Source organism: Hydrogenophaga sp. GW456-12-10-14-TSB4, assembly GCF_059424305.1.
Genome location: NZ_JBWKZH010000031.1, coordinates 1 through 19,804, shown reverse-complemented (window position 1 = coordinate 19,804; position 19,804 = coordinate 1). Strand labels below are relative to the sequence as shown.

The following is a 19,804-nucleotide window of genomic DNA, read 5'->3' as shown; positions in this document are numbered from 1 at the left end:
CGTTAGGCAAAAAATGGCTTTCGATGGGGCCTCATGCCTGGGGACGGTAGCGCAAAGCCAGCGCCGGCGCGCGCTTCGGCGCGATTTGTCCCTGCTGGCCGCGCCGTTGCAAGCCCTTGGAAACGAAGCGGTTTTTTCGTGTCTCGGACTCAGTCGTCGGTGACACCGCGTCCCAGTGTGTCTTGCGGGAAACACCCTTCGGGCCATTGCAGGTCGGCTTGCAGGCGCGACCAGTCGAAACCGGGTCCGGGGTCCTGCTTGCGGCCGGGTGCAATGTGTTCGTGGCCCGCGATGTGGCGCACCGGATAACGCCGCACCAGTTGAGTGCACAGTCGGGCCAGGGCGGTGTATTGCGCGGCCTCGAAGCGCTCGCCTTCCAGGCCTTCGAGTTCGATGCCGATGGAATCGTCGTTGCAGTTGTGGCGGCCGCGCCAGCACGACGCACCGGCGTGCCACGCCCGCGCATCGGCGTCGACGAACTGCACCACCTCGCCGTCGCGGCGCACGAAGAAGTGCGACGACACTTCCATGCCCCGGATCTGCTCGAAGTAGGGGTGCGCGTCCCAGTCCAGGCGGTTGGTGAAGAGCTGTTCCACCTCCGGGCCGCCGTACACGCCCGGGGGCAGGCTGATGGAGTGGATGACGATCAGGTCGATTTCGGCATCGCCAGGACGCGGGCCGAAGTTAGGCGAAGGGCTGTGCCGCGCGGTGCGCAGCCAGCCGCCTTGCCAGGGATCATCGCGCTCGGCGGAATCAGGTGGGGGTGTCGTCATCGTCCGACGGCATGGCGATGCCCAGTCGCTGGATGCGGTAGCGCATCTGCCGCAGGTTCAGGCCCAGGCGGGCCGCGGCCGCGGTGCGGTTGAAATCGCATTCGCGCAAGGCCTTGAGCAACACCTGCCGCTCCTGTTCGTCGAGGTAGCTCTGCAGGTCGGCGGGGATCTCTTCGGGCGGACGGGTCATGGGCGCGCCGGGGCCGTCGGCGGGCGAGAGTGCGTCAGGCTGGGTGGGGATCTCCTCGTCGTCGCTCTCGCCGAAGTCCTCCGGTTCCAGCGCCTCGCCGCTGCTCAGGGCCAGGGCGCGTTGCAGCAGGTTTTCGAGCTCGCGCACGTTGCCCGGCAGCTCGCGCGCCTGCAGCCAGGCCAGGGCGCGCTCGGAAACCCTTGGAACATCCTGCCCGGATTCGGCGCACAGCCGCGCCAGCAGCGCTTCCACCAGCAAGGGCAGGTCCTCGCGCCGTTCCCGCAAGGCGGGCGAGCGCAGGCCGATGACGTTGAGCCGGTAGAACAGGTCCTGGCGGAACTGGCCCGACTGCACCAGCGCGTTCAGGTCGCGGTGGGTGGCGCTCACCAGCCGCACGTCGACGGCTTCTTCCTGCACGCCGCCGAGCGCGCGCACGCGGCGTTCCTGGATCACCCGCAGCAGCTTGGCCTGCATGGCCAGGGGCAGGTCGCCGATTTCGTCGAGGAACAGGGTGCCGCCCCGTGCCGCCTGGAAGTAGCCTTCGCGGTCGGTGGTGGCGCCGGTGTAGGCGCCCTTGCGCGCACCGAAGAACTCGGCCTCGATCAGGTTTTCGGGAATCGCGCCGCAGTTGACCGCCACGAAGGGCCCCACGCTGCGGTGGCTGCAGTCGTGCACCGCGCGCGCCACCAGTTCCTTGCCGGTGCCGGATTCGCCCAGGATGAGCACAGGGGCCATGCTGGAGGCCACCTTCTCGATGCGCGACTTGATCTGCCCGATGCTCGGCGAGTTGCCCACAATGCGGCGCAGTGCCTGCACGCCGCTGGAGGCGGCGGGGGGCTTGCGCGTTGCGTCGCCTTGGGCATTGCCGTTGGCGGTGGCCACTATCGCGCCATTGGCCGCGGCCGCCGGGGACCCGCGCTGGCTCTGCAAGGCCGCTGTCACCGCGCTGCGCAGCTGTTTCAGGTCCACCGGTTTGGTGAGGTAGTCAAAAGCGCCGGCCTTGAGCGACTCCACCGCATTCTCGGCCGATCCGTACGCGGTGATGACGATGCATTTCTCGGGCCGCTGAGCGTCCGCGAGTTCGCGCAGCAGGTCCAGGCCCAGCCCGTCGGGCAGCCGCATGTCGGAGATGAGCACGTCAAAGCGTTGCTGGGCGAGCCATTCGCGTGCCTGGGTGAGGTCCGGTGCGGCCACCACCGCGTGGCCTTCGCGCAGCAGCGTGAGCTCGTACAGGGTGCGCAGATCGGGCTCGTCGTCGACGACCAGCACGGAGGCGGAAAGGGGCGGGGGAGCCATCGTCGTCGTGTTCAGCGGGTGGCCAGGGGAGTATCGCCCGACAGCGGATGGCCGTGGGGTTCGGCCCGGGTGGCGATCGAATCGACCGCCGGGTAGGCGAGGCTTTGTTGCGTCGGCTCATGCGCCGGTGCCGGGCCGGCGGCGGGAATCAGGGCATAGAACTCGTTGCCTTCGCGCTGGTCCAGGCGGGTGCGCCGGTAGGCGATCTGGGCGCCGTAGCGTTCGCACAGCTCGCGGCAGATGTAGAGACCCAGGCCGCTGGAGCGGCTTTCGGACGAGAAGAAGGGCTCGAACAGGTGGCGCATCACGCTGGCTTCGAGCGCCTGGCCATCGCTCCACACCGAGAGACGGATGTGGTCGCTGCCGCTGGGCTGGGTGATGAGCCGGATCGACGAGGGCTTGCCGCTGGCATGGCGCAGGGCGTTGTCCAGCAGGTTGATGAGCAGGCGGCGCAGGTGCTCCGGGTCGAAGCCCACGAAGGCCGCGGGCGCATGGGCATGCACGCCCAGGATGCGCTCGGCCTTGCTCTGGCGCACCCATTCGTGGGCGATCTGCCGCACGGTCTGGTCCAGCGGCAGGGAAGGAGCGGAGGTGGTGTCCTGGTTGGGCTGCGCACGTGCCACGTTGAGGATGTCGTCGACGATGCGCGAGAGCCGCTGCGCGTTCTGCTCGATCATGCGCGTCAGTCGCTTCTGGGCCGGCGCCTGCACTTCCTCATCCAGCAGCGCATTGGCCTGCGTGATGGCCGAGAGCGGGTTGCGGATCTCGTGCGCCACGGCCGCCGACATGCGGCCCATCGAGGCCAGTTTCTCGGTGCGCACACGCGCCTCGACTTCGCGCAGGTCTTCGAGGAACAGCACGCACAGGCCGGCGCCGCGCCCGCTCTGTGCCGTGAGGCGGGTGCGCGCGTGCAGGCGCTGGCTCGGGCGGTCCTCGTTGTCGATGGTGGTTTCGGTCTCCAGGGCTTCGCCGCGGGCGAAGGTCTCATTGACCAGGTGCGCCAGGTGCTGCCAGCTGGAGCGGGCCGACAGCAGCAGCTTGGCCGCCTGGGGCGAGACCTGGCCGAGCAGCATGGCCTGGGCGGCCGGGTTGGCGCTGCGCACCACGCCGTGCGGGTCCACCACCAGCACACCCACGGTCAGGCTTTCGATCACCAGTTCGTTGACCTGGGCCTGGGCGCGCGCGGCCGCCTGGCTGCTGGCGGTGAGGGCTTCTTCGCGGGCCAGCCGGATCGCCAGCTGGTTGGCCAGCACCGCCACCAGGAAGAAGCCGGTGCCAGTCAGGGCCGCCTGCAGGAAGCGAGCGGTGGACAGCTCGCTGAACAGGGGTGCGTGCAGCGCCGCTTCGCCCAGCAGGTAGAGCGTGACGCTGGCGGAGGCGGCCAGGGCCAGCGTGAGCGAGCCCAGGATGGAGGCCAGCAGCACCGGCAGGGCGAACAGCGCGGTGTAGTTGATGCTGCCGACCTGGAACGATTGCAGCAGCGCGAACACCAGCACATCGACGCCGATCGTCAGCAGCCACTGGATGTGCATCGGGGCGGCCTGTTCCGCCGGGCGCCACAGGTACAGCGTCAGCAGCGCGATGCAGAGGTGCGCCGAGCAGACCACCACCAGCCAGTTGGGACCGCCGGTCTGCGAGACCAGCATGAACACCTGCAGGGCGAGCAGCACCGTGGCAATGAACACCCGGGCGCGCATGAAGGCGCGCCACAGCCGGACGAAGGCGCGCATGCGCTGCTCGCGGCTCTGCGCATGGCTGCCCTCGTAAGCGGAATACCAGGACGGGGCGAACTGTGAGCTGACGTCCCGGGCCATGTCAGGCGTTCCTGCGAATGGGCGTCACGCCGAACCGCCTTCGCGCAGCCGCCGGTGCTCGATGCTGCAATAGGCACCCTGCTGGCCCCGCACCGCCTCGTTCTCGGGCAGGTGCGTGCCGCACTGCTGGCAGGCCACCATGATGGTGGGGACGTTGGCGCGGGGCTTGGGCGGGGGCGCCTGGCGGGCGGCCTCGGCGCGGTCGCTCAGGCGGTTGTTGCGCCAGATATAGAACGCGACCATCACCACGGCCAGGACGAGCAGGTATTTCATGGTCAGTGCCTCAGCCGCGTTGCAGCATCACTTCGAGCACGAAGCGCGAGCCCGCGTAGCCCAGCAGCAGGAAGCCGGCGGCCACGTAGAGCATGCGCACGGCGACACGGCCGCGCCAGCCCAGGCGCCAGCGGCCCCAGAGCAGCACGCCCATGGTGATCCAGGACAGCAGCGAGAAGGTGGTCTTGTGGTCCCAGACCCAGCGGTGGTTCAGGGTTTCAGAAAAATACCAGCCGGCCAGCAGCGTGGCGCTCAGCAAGGCGAAACCGGCCGCGACGAAACGGAAGGTGAGGCGCTCCAGCGTGAGCAGGGGCATGGAGGCCTCGCTGGCGTTGCCCAGCCGCATGGCCTTTTCGGCGCGCTGCATCAGCCAGGCATGCACCACCGCTGCCGCGATCAGGCCGTAGGACGCGATGCCCAGGGCCCAGTGCAGCGGCATGAGCGCGGAATGCAGCGCCGGGTAGGGCGTGCCGGGGAACACCAGCGCCAGCAGCACCACCACCATGCCCAGGACGGCCAGCGTCCAGCGCGCGCGCATCTGGGGAAACAGGCGGCTTTCGATCAGGTAGACCGTGAGCACCAGCCAGCCCGTGACGGAAAGGGCGGGCGCGAAACCGAAGCGCGCCGGTTGCTCGAACAGGCCGAGTACCAGCACCGCCAGGTGCAGCAGCCAGGCCAGGCCCAGCAGGCCCCGGCTTTGCGGCGCCGACATGCGCGAATGGGCGACGGCGAGCAGGGCATAGGCCAGCGCCGCGCCGCCGGAGAACACGGCGGCGGGCAGGTTGGACGCGAGTGCGGGCAGCAGGCTCATCACCGGGGCAGCGCGCCAAGCGGGGAAAAGAAGGGCGCAGCTAAAATCATCCTCACAGTTTAACGGCCTTGTCCGGCCCGACGGCGCCGGTCCGCCGGCCCCAGTGTCCGCCCGACGGCCCGTCCGACGCGGGTTTCCGTCCTTTTCCCCCTACCCGAGCGCAGCATGGCTTCAGCCCTTTCAGACCGACTTTCACGCATCGTCAAGGAAATGCGCGGGCAGGCCCGCATCACCGAGGGCAACGTCACCGACATGTTGCGCGAGGTGCGCATGGCCCTGCTGGAGGCCGACGTGGCCCTGCCGGTGGTGCGCGACTTCATCGCGCGCGTGAAGGACAAGGCGCTGGGCCAGGAGGTGGTGGGTTCGCTCACGCCCGGGCAGGCGCTGGTGGGCATCGTCCACCGCGAGCTCGCCGCGACCATGGGCGACGGCGTGGCCGACATCAACCTCGCGGCGCAGCCGCCGGCGGTGATCCTCATGGCCGGCCTGCAGGGTGCGGGCAAGACCACCACCACCGCCAAGCTGGCCAAGCACCTGATCGAGAAGCGCAAGAAGAAGGTGCTCACCGTCTCGGGCGACGTCTACCGCCCGGCCGCCATCGAACAGCTCAAGACCGTGACCGCGCAGGCCGGCGCCGAGTGGTTCCCCAGCACGCCCGACCAGAAACCGGTGGACATCGCGCGTGCCGCGATCGACCACGCGCGCAAGCACTACTTCGACGTGCTGCTGGTCGACACCGCTGGCCGCCTGGCGATCGACGAGGCGTTGATGCGCGAGATCCAGGAACTGCACGCCGTGCTCAAGCCGGTGGAGACGCTGTTCGTGGTGGACGCCATGCAGGGCCAGGACGCGATCAACACCGCCAGGGCTTTCAAGGACGCACTGCCGCTCACCGGCATCGTGCTCACCAAGCTCGACGGCGATTCGCGCGGCGGCGCGGCGCTCTCGGTGCGCCAGGTCACCGGCGCGCCGATCAAGTTCGCGGGTGTGTCCGAGAAGATCGACGGCCTGGAGGTGTTCGACGCCGACCGCCACGCGCAGCGCGTGCTCGGCATGGGCGACATCCTGGCGTTGGTCGAGCAGGTCACGGCCGGCGTGGACATCGCGGCGGCGCAGAAGCTCGCGGCCAAGGTCAAGAGCGGCGAGGGCTTCGACCTCAACGACTTCCTCGACCAGTTGCGCCAGATGAAGCAGATGGGTGGCCTCTCCAGCCTGATGGACAAGCTGCCCGCCGCGATGGCCGCCAAGGCCGGCGAAGTCGACATGGGCCGCGCCGAGAAGGACATCAAGCGCAAGGAAGGCATCATCTGCAGCATGACGCTCAAGGAGCGCCGCAAGCCCGAGATCATCAAGGCCACGCGCAAGCGCCGCATCGCCGCCGGCGCCGGCGTGCACGTGCAGGAAGTCAACCGCCTGCTCAAGGAGTTCGAGCAGATGCAGGACATGATGAAGAAGATGAAGGGTGGCGGCATGATGAAGATGATGAAGCGCCTGGGCGGCATGAAAGGCATGCCCAAACTGCCTGGCATGGGTTGAACGCACCATGTCGGCCGACCCCCACACCATCCAGGACCTGGCCTCGCTGCAGGCGCTGTTCGGCCCGGTGGGCGAAGCGTCGGTGCGCAAGGAGGTGCCCACGCTGCACCCGGTCTACCAGCGCTGGATCGAGGCCTCGCCGTTTGCGGTGCTGGCCACCGTCGGGCCCGACGGGCTGGACGCTTCGCCGCGCGGCGATCCACCCGGGCTCGTGACCGTGCAGGACGAGCGCACGCTGCTGTTGCCTGAGCGCGCCGGCAACAACCGCATCGACAGCCTGAAGAACATCCTGGCCGACCCGCGCGTGGCCCTGTTGTTTCTGGTGCCCGGTGTGGGCGAGACGCTGCGCGTGAACGGCCGCGCGCGCATCTCGGTGGCGCCGGACCTGCTGCAGCGCCTGGCCATGGACGGCAAGCCGCCCCGGTGCGTGCTCGTCATCACGGTGGAGACGGTGTTCTTCCAGTGCGCCCGCGCCATGAAGCGTGCCAGCCTGTGGGAGGCGCGCGAAGCCGCTGCGGTGGTGCCCACGGCCGGCGAGATGCTCGCGGCCCTGACGCACAACGGCATCGACGGCGCCGCCTACGACCGCGCCTTGCCCGCGCGCCAGCGCGACACGCTGTACTGAGTCCTCAGCCCAGGGTGCGGGCCAGCGCCTGTGCCGCCGCCTCCAGGCGCGGCAGCTGAAGCCGGGCCTGCGCCAGCGCCATGCGCGCGGCCGGCGCCTGCAGGGCCAGCGCGCAGCGCACCGTGCGCTGGCCGGGCGCGAACACCGGCACCGCCACGCACACCAGGCCTTCGACGAACTCCTCGGCGTCCACCGCATGGCCATCGCGCCGGATCGCCTCCAGCTCGGCCTCCAGCGCCTCGCGCTGCGTCAGCGTGTGGGCGGTGTAGCGCGTGAGCACCAGCCCGTCGAGCACGGCACGGCGCTGGCGCGCGCCCATCCAGGCGAGGAACAGCTTGCCGCTGGCCGAACAATGCGCCGGCACGCGTGTGCCCGGGCGCAGTTCCAGCCGCAGCGGGAAGGCCGATTCCACGCGGTCCAGGTACACCACCTCCGCGCCCGACAGGGCGGTGAGGTTGCAGCTCTCGCCCACCTCGGCGACCAGCTGGCGCAGCACGGCATGGCGCACGCCCTGCTGCGTGCTGTTGCTCAGCGCGGCCTCGGCCAGGCGCAGCAGGCGCGTGGCCATGGCGTAGCGCCGGCCATCGGGCTCGCGCACCAGCCAACCACCTTGCTCCAATTGTGAGAGCATGCGATGCACGGTGGGTTTGGGCCAGCCCGTCAGCGTGACCACCTCGGGCAAGGCCAGGGGCTGGGCGTGGCGGGTCAGCAGGTCCAGCAGCTCCAGGAGCCGCAGACCGGGGCTGCTGTCGGTTTCGGTGTTCATATCTCGAAAAATGAGACGAATTAATAAATTATTTCGAGACGAATTCTAGAGACCCCTACATTGCGGACACAACTTCGAGGAGATGGGTGGTTTGACGACGACGCCGAGCTTTCACAACGCCGTGGTGACCGGCGCCTGCGGTGGCCTGGGCCAGGCGCTGGCGCGTGAGCTCATCGCCGGTGGCGCGCGCGTGGCGCTGGTCGGCCTGCAGCGTCCCGCGCTGGAGGCGCTGGCCGCGCTCGCGCCGGACCGCTGCGCGATCTACCCGCCCGACGTGTCGGACGCGGCCGCGATGCAGGCCATGGCCGCCGACTGGCTGGGCCGCTTCGGCGCACCCGACCTCGTGATCGCCAACGCGGGCGTGGCCGGCGGCTTTGACACCGCGCAGGCGGGCGACCTCGCCGTGATGCGCCGCATGCTGGAGATCAACCTGCTCGGCGTGGCCACCACCTTCCAGCCTTTCCTCGCGCCGATGCGCGAGAGCGGCCGGCGCGGCGCGCTGGTGGGCGTGGCCAGCCTCGCGGGCTGGCGCGGCATGCCGGGCAACGGTGCGTACTGCGCGAGCAAGGCCGGCCTGATCGCCTACCTGCAAAGCCTGCGCGCCGAGTTGCGCCCCACGGCGCTCTCCGTGCACACCATCAGCCCGGGTTATCTGCGCACGCCGCTGACGGCCGGCAACCGTTTCGCCATGCCCGGCCTGCTCGAAGCCGACGAGGCCGCGCGGCGCCTGCTCGCGGGCGTGGCCGCGGGCACCGAGCACATCGTGCTGCCCCGGCGCATCGGCTGGCTCTCGCACGCGCTGGGCCTGCTGCCCGCGCGCCTGCACGACCGCATCCTGCTCGGCCAGCCGCGCAAGCCGCGCGCGGGCGAACCCGGCGCGACCGACATTCCAGGCCTGAAAAAATGACGACACCCACCGAACAACAGATCGCGCTCATCGGTGCTGGCCCTTCGGGCCTGGCCGGCGCACGCTGCCTGCAGAAACACGGCATCCCCTTCCAGGGCTTCGAGGCCCACACCGACGTCGGTGGCCTGTGGAACATCCACAACCCGCGCTCGACGGTGTACCAGTCGGCGCACCTGATCTCCAGCAAGCGCATGACGGAGTTCAGCGAATTCCCCATGCCCGAGCACGTGGCCGACTACCCGAGCCACCGCGAGCTGCTGGACTACTTCAGCGCCTTCGCCGACCACTTCGGCTTGCGCGAACACTACCGCTTCGGCGTGCGCGTGCTCAGCGCGGTGCCACTGAGCGACGCACCCGGCACGCTCTGGCGCGTGACGACCGAAGACGCGCAGGGCCGGCAGACCGTCGCCGACTACAAGGGCGTGGTGGTGGCCAACGGCACCCTGGCCGAACCCAACATGCCGCGCTTCGAGGGCCACTTCGCCGGTGAGCTGCTGCACACCTCGGCCTACAAGAGCGCCGACCAGTTCCGGGGCAAGCGCGTGCTCATCGTGGGTGCGGGCAACTCGGGGTGCGACATCGCCGTCGATGCCGTGCACCAGGCGCGCAGCGTGGACATCTCGGTGCGGCGCGGTTATTACTTCGTGCCCAAGTACGTGTTCGGCAAGCCGGCCGACACCATCGGCGGCAAGATCCGCCTGCCGCCCTGGCTCAAGCAGAAGATCGACAGCACCATCCTCAAGTGGTTCACCGGCGACCCGGTGCGCTTCGGGTTCCCGCAGCCGACCTACAAGATGTACGAGTCGCACCCGGTGGTGAACTCGCTGATCCTGTACCACATCGGCCACGGCGACGTGGGCGTGCGCGCCGACATCGCTCGCTTCGACGGCCACACCGTGCACTTCAAGGACGGCCGCCAGGGCGATTACGACCTGGTGCTCGCGGCCACCGGCTACAAGCTGCACTACCCCTTTCTCGATCACGCGCTGCTCAACTGGCAGGGCATGGCGCCCAGGCTCTACCTCAACATCTTCGCGCCGCGCTTCGACCGCCTGGCCGTGCTCGGCATGGTCGAGGCCAGCGGCCTGGGCTGGCAGGGGCGCTACGAGCAGGCCGAGCTGGTGGCGCGCTATTTCAAGGGGCTGGACGAAGGCAAGGCCGGCGCCACCGCGTTCCGGACCGCCAAGGCGGGCCCGCCGCCCGACCTCTCGGGCGGCTACAAATACCTGCAGCTCGAGCGCATGGCCTACTACGTGAACAAGGACGTCTACCGCGACACCGTGCGCAAGGCGGCGGAGGCCCTGGCCTGAATCCGGCGACACGACAACGACAACAAACACAAGGAGACCCGCATGCTGCCCGTGGACGAAATCCGCCTCAACTTCAACCCGGCCTCGCTGGCCGTGCTCAACGCGGTGCTGGCCTTCCTGATGTTCGGCATCGCGCTGGACACGCGCCTGGAAGACTTCCGCCGCGTCATGCGCATGCCGCTGGCCTTCACGGTGGGCATCGTCGCGCAGTTCATCGCGCTGCCGGCCATCACCTTCGCGCTCACGCTGCTGCTGCAGCCGGGCCCGAGCATCGCGCTGGGCATGATCCTGGTGGCCTGCTGCCCGCCGGGCAACGTGAGCAACATCCTCACGCACCGCGCCAACGGCAACGTGGCGCTCAGCGTCTCGATGACGGCGGTGTCCAACGCCATCGCCATCGTGGCCATGCCGCTGAACTTCGCCTTCTGGGGCGGCATCCACCCCACCGCCGCACCCTTGCTCAAGACCATCGCGCTGGACCCGCTGGAGATGTTCGGCCACATCCTGCTGATCATCGGCGTGCCCTTCGTGCTGGGCATCTGGTGCGCGCACCGTTTTCCGAACTGGACCGCGCGCTTCAAGAAGCCGGTGCGCATCCTGAGCTTTCTCGCGCTCATCGCCTTCATCGTCGGCGCCATCGCGGGCAACTGGCGCTACTTCCTCGACTACGTGGGCCTGGTGCTGCTGGCCGTGGTGATCCACGACGCGCTGGCCTTCGGCACCGGCTACGCCATCGCGCGCGCCGCCGGCCTGCCCGACTACGACCGCCGCGCGGTGTCGATCGAGGTCGGCATCCGCAACGCGGGCCTGGGCCTGGTCATCATCTTCAGCTTCTTCGGTGGCCTGGGCGGCATGGCCGTGGTCGCCGGCGTCTGGGGCTTCTGGGACATCATCGCCGGCCTGATCCTGGCGGGCTGGTGGGCGCGCAGACCGCTGCAGGGCGGCGTGCCGGGGATCGAAAAGCCATGAGCGCCCTCATGGACAAGGCGCCGGCCGCCCGGCGCGTGCTGGTCACGGGAGCCGACGGTTTCCTCGGGCGCGGGCTGGTCGAAGCGTTGGCGCGCGAGGTTCAGATCGAGCATCTGGTGGCGGTGGACGTGCGCGAGGTGCCGATCGCGCGGCGCTCGCCCCGCGTGGCCTATGTGGTGGAAGACGTGCGCGACCGCGCCCTGGCCGACACGGTGGAGGCGCATGGCATCGACACCGTGGTGCACCTGGCCTCCATCGTCACACCGGGCAAGGGATCGAGCCGGGCCTTCGAGCATTCGGTGGACGTGGGCGGCACGCGCAACGTGATCCAGGCCTGTCTCGCCCACGGCGTGGCCCATCTCGTGGTCTCGTCCAGCGGTGCGGCCTACGGCTACCACGCGGACAACCCGCCCTGGCTGACCGAAGACCACGCTTTGCGCGGCAACGAGGTGTTCGCGTACGCGCACCACAAGCGCCTGGTGGAAGAGATGCTGGCCGAGGCCCGTGCGGCCCACCCGGGGTTGCGCCAGACGGTGCTGCGCATCGGCACCATCCTGGGCGAGCGGGTGGACAACCAGATCACGGCCCTGTTCGAGAAGCCGCGCCTGATCGCGATCGCCGGCAGCGACAGCCCCTTCGTGTTCGTCTGGGACGAGGACGTGACCGGTGCGATCGTGCACGCGCTGAGCGGTGAGGCCGTGCCCGGTTGCTACAACCTGGCCGGCGACGGCGCGCTGACCCTGCGCGAGATCGCCGCGCGCCTGGGCAAGAAGCCGCGCGTGCTGCCGGCGGGCCTGTTGCGCACCTTGCTGCGCGTGGGCCGCTCGATGGGTGTGAGCCGTTACGGGCCGGAACAGCTCGACTTCCTGCGCTACCGGCCGGTGTTGCTCAACACCGCGCTGAAGCAGCGTTTCGGCTACACGCCGCGCAAGACCAGCGCGCAGGCGTTCGATGCCTTTGTGGCGGCGCGCAGTGCGCAGGGCCGGCCGGTGAAAGCGGCGGCGTGAACCCTGTGCCTCTTTCGCGTGGCGATCTGCTGCGCGCGCTCGCGGTGGTGGTGATCTGGGGTTTGAACTTCGTGGTGATGAAGATCGGCCTGCAGGGCATCGGGCCGATGTTGCTGGGGGCCCTGCGGTTTGCCGCGGCGGCTTTGCCGTTCCTGCTGTTCGTGAAGTTCCCGAAGCTGCCGTGGCGGTATGTGGTGGCGTATGGGCTGGCGCAGGGTCTGGGGCAGTTCGGTTTTCTGTTCCTGGGCTTGCAGCTGGGCATGACGGCGGGCATGGCGTCGGTGGTGATGCAGACGCAGGCGTTCTTCACCTTGTTGCTGGCGGTGCCGGTGCTGGGTGAGCGGGCGCGCTGGTCGCAGGGGCTGGGTTTGTTGGTGGCCTTGGGTGGGCTGGTGTTGATCGCGACGGCGCATGGGGAGGGGCCGGGGCAGATGACGCTGGCGGGCTTTGTGCTGACGCTGTCGGCGGCGTTCATGTGGGCGGTGTCGAATCTGGTGGCGCGGCTGGCAAGCCGGGTGGCGGATTACGACCCGTTTCCTTTTATCGTCTGGAGCAGTGTGTTTCCCATCGTTCCGTTTTTGGGGCTGGCGCTGTGGATGGACGGGTCTTCGGGGGTGTGGGCGCAGGTGGCGGGCTTGAGTCTGTCGGCGGTGTTGGCGGTGCTGTTTCTGGCGTGGTTGGCGACTTTGTTGGCCTACACCCTTTGGACGCAGTTGCTCAAGCGCCATCCGGCGGGGCGGGTGACGCCGTTTTCCCTTCTGGTGCCCGTTGTCGGGTTGTGGGCTGCCTGGGTTTTCTTCGATGAGCTTCCCTTGTTTCAACAGTGGCTGGGGACGGGGGCGGTGCTGTTGGGGCTGGTGGTGAATCAGTTGGGGGGCTGGCTGGTTTCTCGTCGGTCCTCTTCTTGAGGTTTCTTTCTGGCGTCTGCCTCGCGTCAGGCCGGTGGCGGGATCCGAATGCTCCGGCCCTGCTCGCGGGCGACTGCCCGGGCGAGCAAACGTCACTTCATCAACACCGGGTGGGCACTCACCCTCTGTCGCAACCGCGAATGGGGGCCTGCGCATTCGGACGCCACCACCGTCCTGCGACACAACGCAGGCACGCCCAGCTTGGCACGCCACCCTCTCGTCGGGGGCGGGTGGTTTGGGCATGAGGGCGCCGGCCCCATTCGCGGTCGCCACAAAAGTGAGAGTGCCCTCCCGGTGTTGATGAAGCGATGTGGGCGCGCACGGGCAGTCACCCGCGAGCGGCCGGCGCCAGCATGACCGGACCACCCGACCTTGCCCACCCGCAGGCGCGAAACAGAAACAAGCCGTATCCTCACAAACCCCTCAATCCAAGTGGAGCCATGCCCATGAACACCCGTCTCTGGCTGAAAACCTCCTTCGCCATCCTCTTCTTCCTGGGGGCTGCGGCCCACGCAGGAGCGCCCATGGTCAAGACCTCGGCGCCAGGTTACTACCGCATGATGCTGGGCGACTTCGAGATCACCGCGCTGTCCGACGGCACGGTGGATCTGCCGGTCGACAAGCTGCTCACCAACACCCAGCCGGGCAAGGTCACGACCGCGCTCAACCAGTCCTTCCTCAAGGCCCCGGTCGAAACCTCGGTCAACGCCTACCTCATCAACACCGGCAGCCAGCTCGTGCTGGTGGACGCGGGCGCGGCCGGCCTGTTCGGCCCCACCCTCGGCAAACTCATCGTCAACCTCAAGGCCGCCGGCTACCAGCCCGAACAGGTGGACGCGGTCATCATCACCCACATGCACCCCGACCACGTCGGCGGCCTCGTGGCCGGTGACCAGCGTGCCTTCCCCAACGCCACTGTGCACGCCGACCAGCACGACGCCGACTTCTGGCTCAGCCAGGCCCAGATGGAAAAAGCACCGGCCGACGCCAAAGGCTTCTTCCAGGGCGCCATGGGTGCGCTCAACCCCTACATCAGCGCCGGCAAGTTCAAACCCTTCAACGGCAACACCGAACTCGTGCCCGGCATCAAGGCCCAGGCCTCGCGCGGCCACACACCGGGCCACAGCACCTACCTGGTGGAAAGCAAGGGCGAGAAGCTGGTGCTGTGGGGCGACCTGATGCACGTCGCGGCGGTGCAGTTCGCCAACCCCGCAGTGACCATCGCTTTCGACACCGACAGCAAGGCCGCTGCCGTGCAGCGCCAGAAGGCCTACGCCGACGCCGCGAAGAACGGCTACTGGGTGGCGGCCTCCCACCTCTCGTTCCCCGGCATCGGGCACCTGCGCCGCGAAGGCAAGGGCTACCGCTTCGTGCCGGCGAACTACAGCGTCGTGCGCTGAAACGACAACGCGCCGCAAGAGCGGCGCGTTGGATGGAGACGGGGGAGCCGGTCAGGCCGCGTGCGGCAGGCCGAAGCGGCTCGCGTGCCGCCAGGCACGGCGCAGCACGGCGGGCGACCACGATTCCTCGGGAATCAGCAGCACGCCGCGCGAGCGCATCCAGGCACCCAGGTCCACGTGGCTCGTGGCCACGGTCAGCGGCACCGCCAGCAGCAGCGGCATGGCCACCGGCGCCAGCCAGACCAGCGCACTGGCGTTGATCGCGGCCACACCCACGGCCAGCAGGCCGATCACCAGGGTCATGGGCGCCAGGCGCGCCACAGCGTCGCGCCAGCTCACGCCGGCCGCTTCGCGCGGAGGCGACTTCCATTCGAGCTTCAGGCCGGTGATGGCCACCAGCACGAACAGCGAGTGCGCCAGCATGCGGATCGGCGCCTGCATCAGGGCCAGCACGGTCTCCACCGCCGAGCTGCCGAGCAGGCCCACGGTGCCACCGAAGGACTTCTGTTCGCCCTTCATGAACACGGCCAGCAGGCCCAGCACGCGCGGCATGAAGAGCATGGTCAGCGTCCACATCCACAGGGCGCGCAGTTCCTCGGGCACGGCCTGCCAGTTGGGGATGAGGCTGGAATCGGCCGCCCACAGCGCGGTGCCGATGGACAGGAAGGCGAGCCACAGCGGGGCCGAGAGGTAGGACATGGCGCCGATGGCGAACATCGTGCGGTGCACGCGGTGGATGCCGGGTTCGGCCATCAGGCGCGAGTTCTGCAGGTTGCCCTGGCACCAGCGGCGGTCGCGCTGCAGCTCGCTCAGCAGGTCGGGCGGCTGCTGCTCGTAGCTGCCGGTCAGGTCGGAGACCAGCCACACGTGGTAGCCGGCGCGGCGCATCAGCGCGGCTTCGACGAAGTCGTGCGACATGATGCCGCCGGACATGCCGCCCGTGCCCTTGATGGGGGCCAGCGCGCAGTGTTCCATGAAGGGTTCGACGCGGATGATCGCGTTGTGGCCCCAGTAGTGCGACTCGCCCAGCTGCCAGAACTGCATGCCCAGCGTGAACAGTCGACCCGTCACGCGCGAGCCGAACTGCTGCGCGCGCGCATGCAGGGTGGCGTGGCCGATGGCTTGGGTGGCGGTCTGGATGATGCCGGCCTTGGGGTTGGCTTCCATCAGCTTGACCATGGACACCAGGCAGCTGCCGCTCATGACGCTGTCGGCATCGAGCACCACCATGTAGCGGTAGTCCTTGCCCCAGCGGCGGCAGAAGTCGGCCACGTTGCCGGCCTTGCGGTGCGTGCGGCGGGTGCGCAGGCGGTAGTAGACCTCGATCGATGGCAGCTCGGGCTGGGCGGCCAGCGCGGCGCGCAGGTCTTCCCAGGCCTTGCGTTCGGCTTTGGCGATCTCGGGGTTGTAGCTGTCGGAGAGCACGAACACGTCGAACTGGCCGGCATGGCCGGTGGCGGCGAGCGACTCGCAGGTGGCGCGCAGGCCGGCGAACACGGTGGCCACGTCCTCGTTGCAGATCGGCATGATGATCGCCGTGCGTGCCTCGGGGTTCATGGCGTGGTCTTTCACGTCGGCGGCGCGCAGCGTGTGGCGGTCGCCGAACAGCGAGACCCAGAAGCCCATCAGTGCCGTCACGAAGCCGGTGACGACCCAGGCCGAGAGCAGGGCGAAGAGCGCCAGCTGGCCGTACTGCAGCCAGGCGTTGTGGTGCTCGGGCTGGGCGTCGGCGAACAGGCTGGTGGCGAAGGCGGTGCTCAGCACGGTGAGCAGGGCGAACACCGCGCGTCGGCGGTTGGCCGCGCTCTGCCAGGCCATGGGCGTTTCAACCACCTCGGTGGACACCACGGCCGGCGTGCGCGGAGGCAGCACGCGGCTGGCCGTGCTCAGCACGGCGGTGCCGATGCTGTTCCAGAAGCCGCGCCAGGGGCGGGGCACCATGGAGCCGCGGTTGATCGGGGGCGCCGTGACGGAATTGGGGTGCCGTTCTTCGCGCAGTTGGGTCTGGGCGCTCATTCGGGTAACAGCAGATGTGTCCATGTTTCACTCACGGTGTCGTTGTGGTGTTGCAGAAAGGCGCGCAGCTCGACCGGCTGCGTCGCGTCCACGCGTTCGACGCGCACGGTCACGCGCCAGGTGCGCGTGGCGGGGTTGGGGTAGGCCAGGGTTTCGAGCACGCGGCCGTTGGCGTTGGCCGTGACCACTGCCTTCACCGGTGCGCCGGCGGGCAGGCTGTCCAGCGCGGGGCCGGCGAAATCGATCACGTACTGCGGCTGGCGCGCCTGCTCGGCCGGCGAGAGGCGGGTGAAGCCGTAGCCCTTGCGGGTCTGGGTGACCCAGCTCGACGGCGGGCGCTGCTGGGTGTCGCCCTGCCAGGCGAGCTCGTAGCTCAGTTCCAGTGGCTGGCCGGCGGCAGGCAGCTGGGCCGGCACCCAGTAGGCGACGATGTTGTCGTGCGTCTCGTCCGGGGTGGGCAGCTGCACCAGCTCCACGCGACCGGCGCCCCAATCGCCCACGGGCTTCACCCAGGCGCTGGGGCGGCGCTCGTAGCGCGCTTCCACGTCCTCGTAGTTGGCGAAGGCGCGGTCGCGCTGCATCAGGCCGAAGCCGCGCGGGTTCTGCAGGGTGAAGGAGCTGACCGTGACCGCCTTGGGGCGCTGCAGCGGGCGCCACAGCCACTCGCCTTCGCCGCTGAGCATCATCAGGCCGTCGGAGTCGTGCACCTCAGGGCGGAAGTCGCCGGGCATGGGCTGGTTCTCGCCCGAGAGGAACATGCTGGTGAGCGGCGCAATGCCCAGGGTGTTCACCGGGCCGGCACCGGCGCGCAGGAACACGCGCGCGGTCACCGTGGTGGTGGTCTGCTGGCCGGGGCGGATCACGAAACGGTAGGCGCCGGTGGCGCGCGGCGAATCGAGCAGCGCGAACACCGTGACCTCGGCCGCGCCTTCGGCGGGGCGCTGCAGCCAGAACTCCGCGAAGCGCGGGAATTCCTCGCCGCTGCCGCCCACGGTGTCGATCGCCAGGCCGCGCGCCGACAGGCCGTATTGCTGGCCGGCACCCAGCGCGCGGAAGTAGCTCGCGCCCTGGAACACCACCAGCTCGTCCTTGTAGGCCTGGCCGTTGAGGGGGTAGTGCAGGCGAAAGCCCGCGTGGCCGAGGTCGCCCCAGCCGCTGGTGTCGAAGGTGTTCTTGCCGTAGTCGAAATCGGCGCCCCGGTACGGCAGGTGGTTCACCGTGCCGTCGGCCAGGAGTTCGTGGATGCGCACCGGCTCGGTCTGGTACAGGCCGAGGTGGAAGAACTGCGCCTCGAAAGGCAGGTTCAGCGCGCGCCAGACGGACCGGTCGGTCTTGAAGCGGATGTCGCGCAGCTGGTCGTAGGTGATGGTGGCGAGTTCGCCGGGGAGCTTGTCGCTGTTTGCGCGATAAGGCTGTTGGGCGCCTGTCTGGGCGAGCCGGGTGATGTGGTCCCAGTCCACGCGCTGTGCATGGGCCGACGCCCCGCAGAACGCGGCCAGCAGGGCGCCCAGCACGCCCCAGCCGCGCAGGCGGCGAAGGGTGAAAAACGGGCGGATCGTGATGGGCATGCCGGTATTAGGGCAAACCCTGTGCCAACCTGAAAAAACCCAATCAGATCAACACGTTTTCAGGTATCCAGATGTTTTTTCGCCGCCGCGAGGGGCTGGAGGGCGTTTCAGGCCCGGTTTTTGTCGCCGAATGGCGACAGCTTGGGCCGGTGTTCAGGAAAATCCCAGCAAAAACAAGGGCTTGGGCTTGTCACTCTTCAGCGACAGCCTCGCTCCCGGCGCCGCTGCCGTCGCTTTTGAACAGCCCGGGGGTGAGGGCGTGTTTCTGCAGCAGGCGGTAGAACTCGGTGCGGTTGCGCTGCGCCAGGCGGGCCGCGTCGGCCACGTTGCCGTCGGTCATCTTGAGCAGGTCCACCAGGTACTCGCGCTCGAAGCGCTGCTTGGCGTCGGCGAAGCTGAGCACCTCCACCGAGGGCGTGCGCAGCGCGCGCTGCACCAGGGCCAGCGAGACCAGGGGGGTGGTCGAGAGGGCGCAGACCTGCTCGACCACGTTGTAGAGCTGGCGCACATTGCCCGGCCAGGCCGCCATGGTGAGCGCCTTGAGCGCCTCGGGTGCGAAGCCCGAGCTGCGCTTGCCGTACTTCGCCGCCAGCCGGGCCAGGAAGTGGTTGGCCAGCAGGGCGATGTCCTCGCGCCGCTCGGCCAGGGTGGGCAGCGTGAGGGTGACCACGTTGAGCCGGTAATACAGGTCCTCGCGGAACTGGCCGGCGGCCATCGCGTCCTCCAGGTCGCGGTGGGTGGCCGAAATGATGCGCACGTTCACCGGCAGCGACTGGCTCGATCCCAGCGGGCGCACCGCGCGTTCCTGCAGCACGCGCAGCAGCTTGACCTGCAGGGCCGGTGGCATGTCCCCGATCTCGTCGAGCAGCAGGGTGCCGCCGTCGGCGGCCTGGAACAGGCCTTTGTGGTTGGCCACGGCGTCGGTGAAGGCGCCCTTCATGTGGCCGAACAGCTCGGATTCGAGCAGGGCCTCGGGGATGGCGCCGCAGTTCACCGCGATGAAGGGGCGGTTGGCGCGCGCGCTGGCCTTGTGGATGGCGCGCGCCAGCATCTCCTTGCCGGTGCCCGAGTCGCCGCGCAGCAGCACGCTGGCGTCGGATTGCGCGACCATGCGCGCCTCGGCCAGCAGGTCGGCCATGCGGTTGGAGCGGCTCACGATCTCGCTGCGCCAGGCCTCGTCCACATGGGTGTTCTGGTGGGCCGGCGCGCCCAGGGCCAGGGCCTGGGCGATCTTCTCCAGCAGCTCCTTGGCGTCGTAGGGCTTGGTGAGGTAGGTGAAGACGCCGCGCGCCGTGGCCTCCACCGCGTCGGGAATGGTGCCGTGCGCGGTCAGCAGGATCACTGGCAGGGAAGGGTGGCGCGCGCGGATCTCGTCGAACAGGGCCAGGCCGTCGCGCCCGGGCAGGCGCACGTCGGAAAGCACCAGCTGGGGCCGCTCGATGTCGAGCTGGCTGAGCGCGGCCTCGGCCGAACCGACAGACGTGACCTGGTACCCCGCCGCGCCCAGCCGCATGGCCAGCAGGCGCAGCATGTCGGCGTCGTCGTCGACGACCAGCAGCCGCGCGCGCGGTGCCGAAGGCCGGGTGGCGGGATCGGCGTTCATGGCGGGGAGGGGCGCGTGCCGTTGGGGGCGGC

At 69.1% G+C, this 19,804-nt stretch carries 17 protein-coding genes; 8 read left to right on the top strand and 9 right to left on the bottom strand.

Annotated elements, in window-relative coordinates:
* Nucleotides 1-149: 149 nt before the first annotated feature.
* From ampD to AC07ZS_RS16115, 5 genes are read right to left on the bottom strand one after another with little or no spacing between them, the layout of a single operon-like run.
* Nucleotides 150-773 carry a 1,6-anhydro-N-acetylmuramyl-L-alanine amidase AmpD gene (gene ampD, locus AC07ZS_RS16135; protein ID WP_494799543.1) on the bottom strand — a complete coding sequence of 208 codons (624 nt, stop codon included), beginning with the start codon at nt 771-773 and terminating at the stop codon, nt 150-152.
* Nucleotides 754-2,259, bottom strand: a complete 1,506-nt coding sequence (locus AC07ZS_RS16130) for a sigma-54-dependent transcriptional regulator (RefSeq protein ID WP_494799542.1) — start codon at nt 2,257-2,259, stop codon at nt 754-756. The genes ampD and AC07ZS_RS16130 overlap by 20 nt, the downstream gene beginning before the upstream one ends.
* An 11-nt stretch (nt 2,260-2,270) precedes the next feature.
* Nucleotides 2,271-4,073, bottom strand: a complete 1,803-nt coding sequence (locus tag AC07ZS_RS16125) for a sensor histidine kinase (protein ID WP_494799541.1) — start codon at nt 4,071-4,073, stop codon at nt 2,271-2,273.
* Nucleotides 4,074-4,097: 24 nt separating this feature from the next.
* Nucleotides 4,098-4,346, bottom strand: a complete 249-nt coding sequence (locus AC07ZS_RS16120; protein WP_494799540.1) for a PP0621 family protein — start codon at nt 4,344-4,346, stop codon at nt 4,098-4,100.
* Between the two features lie 10 nt (nt 4,347-4,356).
* Nucleotides 4,357-5,157, bottom strand: coding sequence for a cytochrome C assembly family protein (locus tag AC07ZS_RS16115; protein WP_494799539.1), 801 nt, complete (start codon nt 5,155-5,157; stop codon nt 4,357-4,359).
* A gap of 165 nt (nt 5,158-5,322) precedes the next feature.
* Between AC07ZS_RS16115 and ffh the strand changes: the two genes are divergently transcribed.
* Both ffh and AC07ZS_RS16105 read left to right on the top strand, forming a co-directional pair.
* The gene (gene ffh, locus AC07ZS_RS16110) at nt 5,323-6,693 is read left to right on the top strand and encodes a signal recognition particle protein (RefSeq protein WP_494799538.1); all 1,371 of its coding nucleotides are present in this window, start codon (nt 5,323-5,325) and stop codon (nt 6,691-6,693) included.
* Between the two features lie 7 nt (nt 6,694-6,700).
* Nucleotides 6,701-7,318, top strand: coding sequence for a pyridoxamine 5'-phosphate oxidase family protein (locus AC07ZS_RS16105; protein ID WP_494799537.1), 618 nt, complete (start codon nt 6,701-6,703; stop codon nt 7,316-7,318).
* Between the two features lie 4 nt (nt 7,319-7,322).
* Here AC07ZS_RS16105 and AC07ZS_RS16100 read toward each other — a convergent pair whose 3' ends face one another.
* Nucleotides 7,323-8,084: an IclR family transcriptional regulator gene (locus AC07ZS_RS16100; protein WP_494799536.1), complete on the bottom strand. Its 762-nt coding sequence runs from the start codon at nt 8,082-8,084 to the stop codon at nt 7,323-7,325.
* A gap of 91 nt (nt 8,085-8,175) precedes the next feature.
* Here AC07ZS_RS16100 and AC07ZS_RS16095 point away from each other — a divergent pair, with 91 nt between their 5' ends.
* From AC07ZS_RS16095 to AC07ZS_RS16070, 6 genes are all read left to right on the top strand, one after another.
* The gene (locus tag AC07ZS_RS16095) at nt 8,176-8,991 is read left to right on the top strand and encodes an SDR family oxidoreductase (RefSeq protein ID WP_494799535.1); all 816 of its coding nucleotides are present in this window, start codon (nt 8,176-8,178) and stop codon (nt 8,989-8,991) included.
* Nucleotides 8,988-10,301: a flavin-containing monooxygenase gene (locus AC07ZS_RS16090; protein WP_494799534.1), complete on the top strand. Its 1,314-nt coding sequence runs from the start codon at nt 8,988-8,990 to the stop codon at nt 10,299-10,301. The genes AC07ZS_RS16095 and AC07ZS_RS16090 overlap by 4 nt, the downstream gene beginning before the upstream one ends.
* A gap of 42 nt (nt 10,302-10,343) precedes the next feature.
* Nucleotides 10,344-11,270 (top strand): bile acid:sodium symporter family protein, encoded by a 927-nt coding sequence (locus tag AC07ZS_RS16085; RefSeq protein WP_494799533.1) that lies wholly within the window; start codon nt 10,344-10,346, stop codon nt 11,268-11,270.
* Nucleotides 11,267-12,277, top strand: a complete 1,011-nt coding sequence (locus AC07ZS_RS16080; RefSeq protein ID WP_494799532.1) for an SDR family oxidoreductase — start codon at nt 11,267-11,269, stop codon at nt 12,275-12,277. The genes AC07ZS_RS16085 and AC07ZS_RS16080 overlap by 4 nt, the downstream gene beginning before the upstream one ends.
* Entirely contained in the window at nt 12,274-13,185 is a 912-nt protein-coding gene (locus AC07ZS_RS16075) for an EamA family transporter (RefSeq protein WP_494799531.1), read from the top strand. Before AC07ZS_RS16080 ends, AC07ZS_RS16075 begins: the two co-directional genes overlap by 4 nt.
* Before the next feature lie 446 nt (nt 13,186-13,631).
* Nucleotides 13,632-14,585: an MBL fold metallo-hydrolase gene (locus AC07ZS_RS16070; protein ID WP_494799530.1), complete on the top strand. Its 954-nt coding sequence runs from the start codon at nt 13,632-13,634 to the stop codon at nt 14,583-14,585.
* Nucleotides 14,586-14,636: 51 nt separating this feature from the next.
* Here the strand turns inward: AC07ZS_RS16070 and mdoH are convergent, their stop codons facing one another.
* The 3 genes from mdoH to AC07ZS_RS16055 all read right to left on the bottom strand — a co-directional run bounded on the left by mdoH (nt 14,637) and on the right by AC07ZS_RS16055 (nt 19,772).
* Nucleotides 14,637-16,601 carry a glucans biosynthesis glucosyltransferase MdoH gene (gene mdoH, locus AC07ZS_RS16065; RefSeq protein ID WP_494799529.1) on the bottom strand — a complete coding sequence of 655 codons (1,965 nt, stop codon included), beginning with the start codon at nt 16,599-16,601 and terminating at the stop codon, nt 14,637-14,639.
* Nucleotides 16,598-18,169 carry a glucan biosynthesis protein G gene (locus AC07ZS_RS16060; RefSeq protein WP_494799528.1) on the bottom strand — a complete coding sequence of 524 codons (1,572 nt, stop codon included), beginning with the start codon at nt 18,167-18,169 and terminating at the stop codon, nt 16,598-16,600. The genes mdoH and AC07ZS_RS16060 overlap by 4 nt, the downstream gene beginning before the upstream one ends.
* Nucleotides 18,170-18,359: 190 nt before the next feature.
* On the bottom strand, nt 18,360-19,772 hold the full coding sequence (locus AC07ZS_RS16055; protein WP_494799527.1) for a sigma 54-interacting transcriptional regulator: 1,413 nt from the start codon (nt 19,770-19,772) through the stop codon (nt 18,360-18,362).
* Nucleotides 19,773-19,804: the final 32 nt, after the last annotated feature.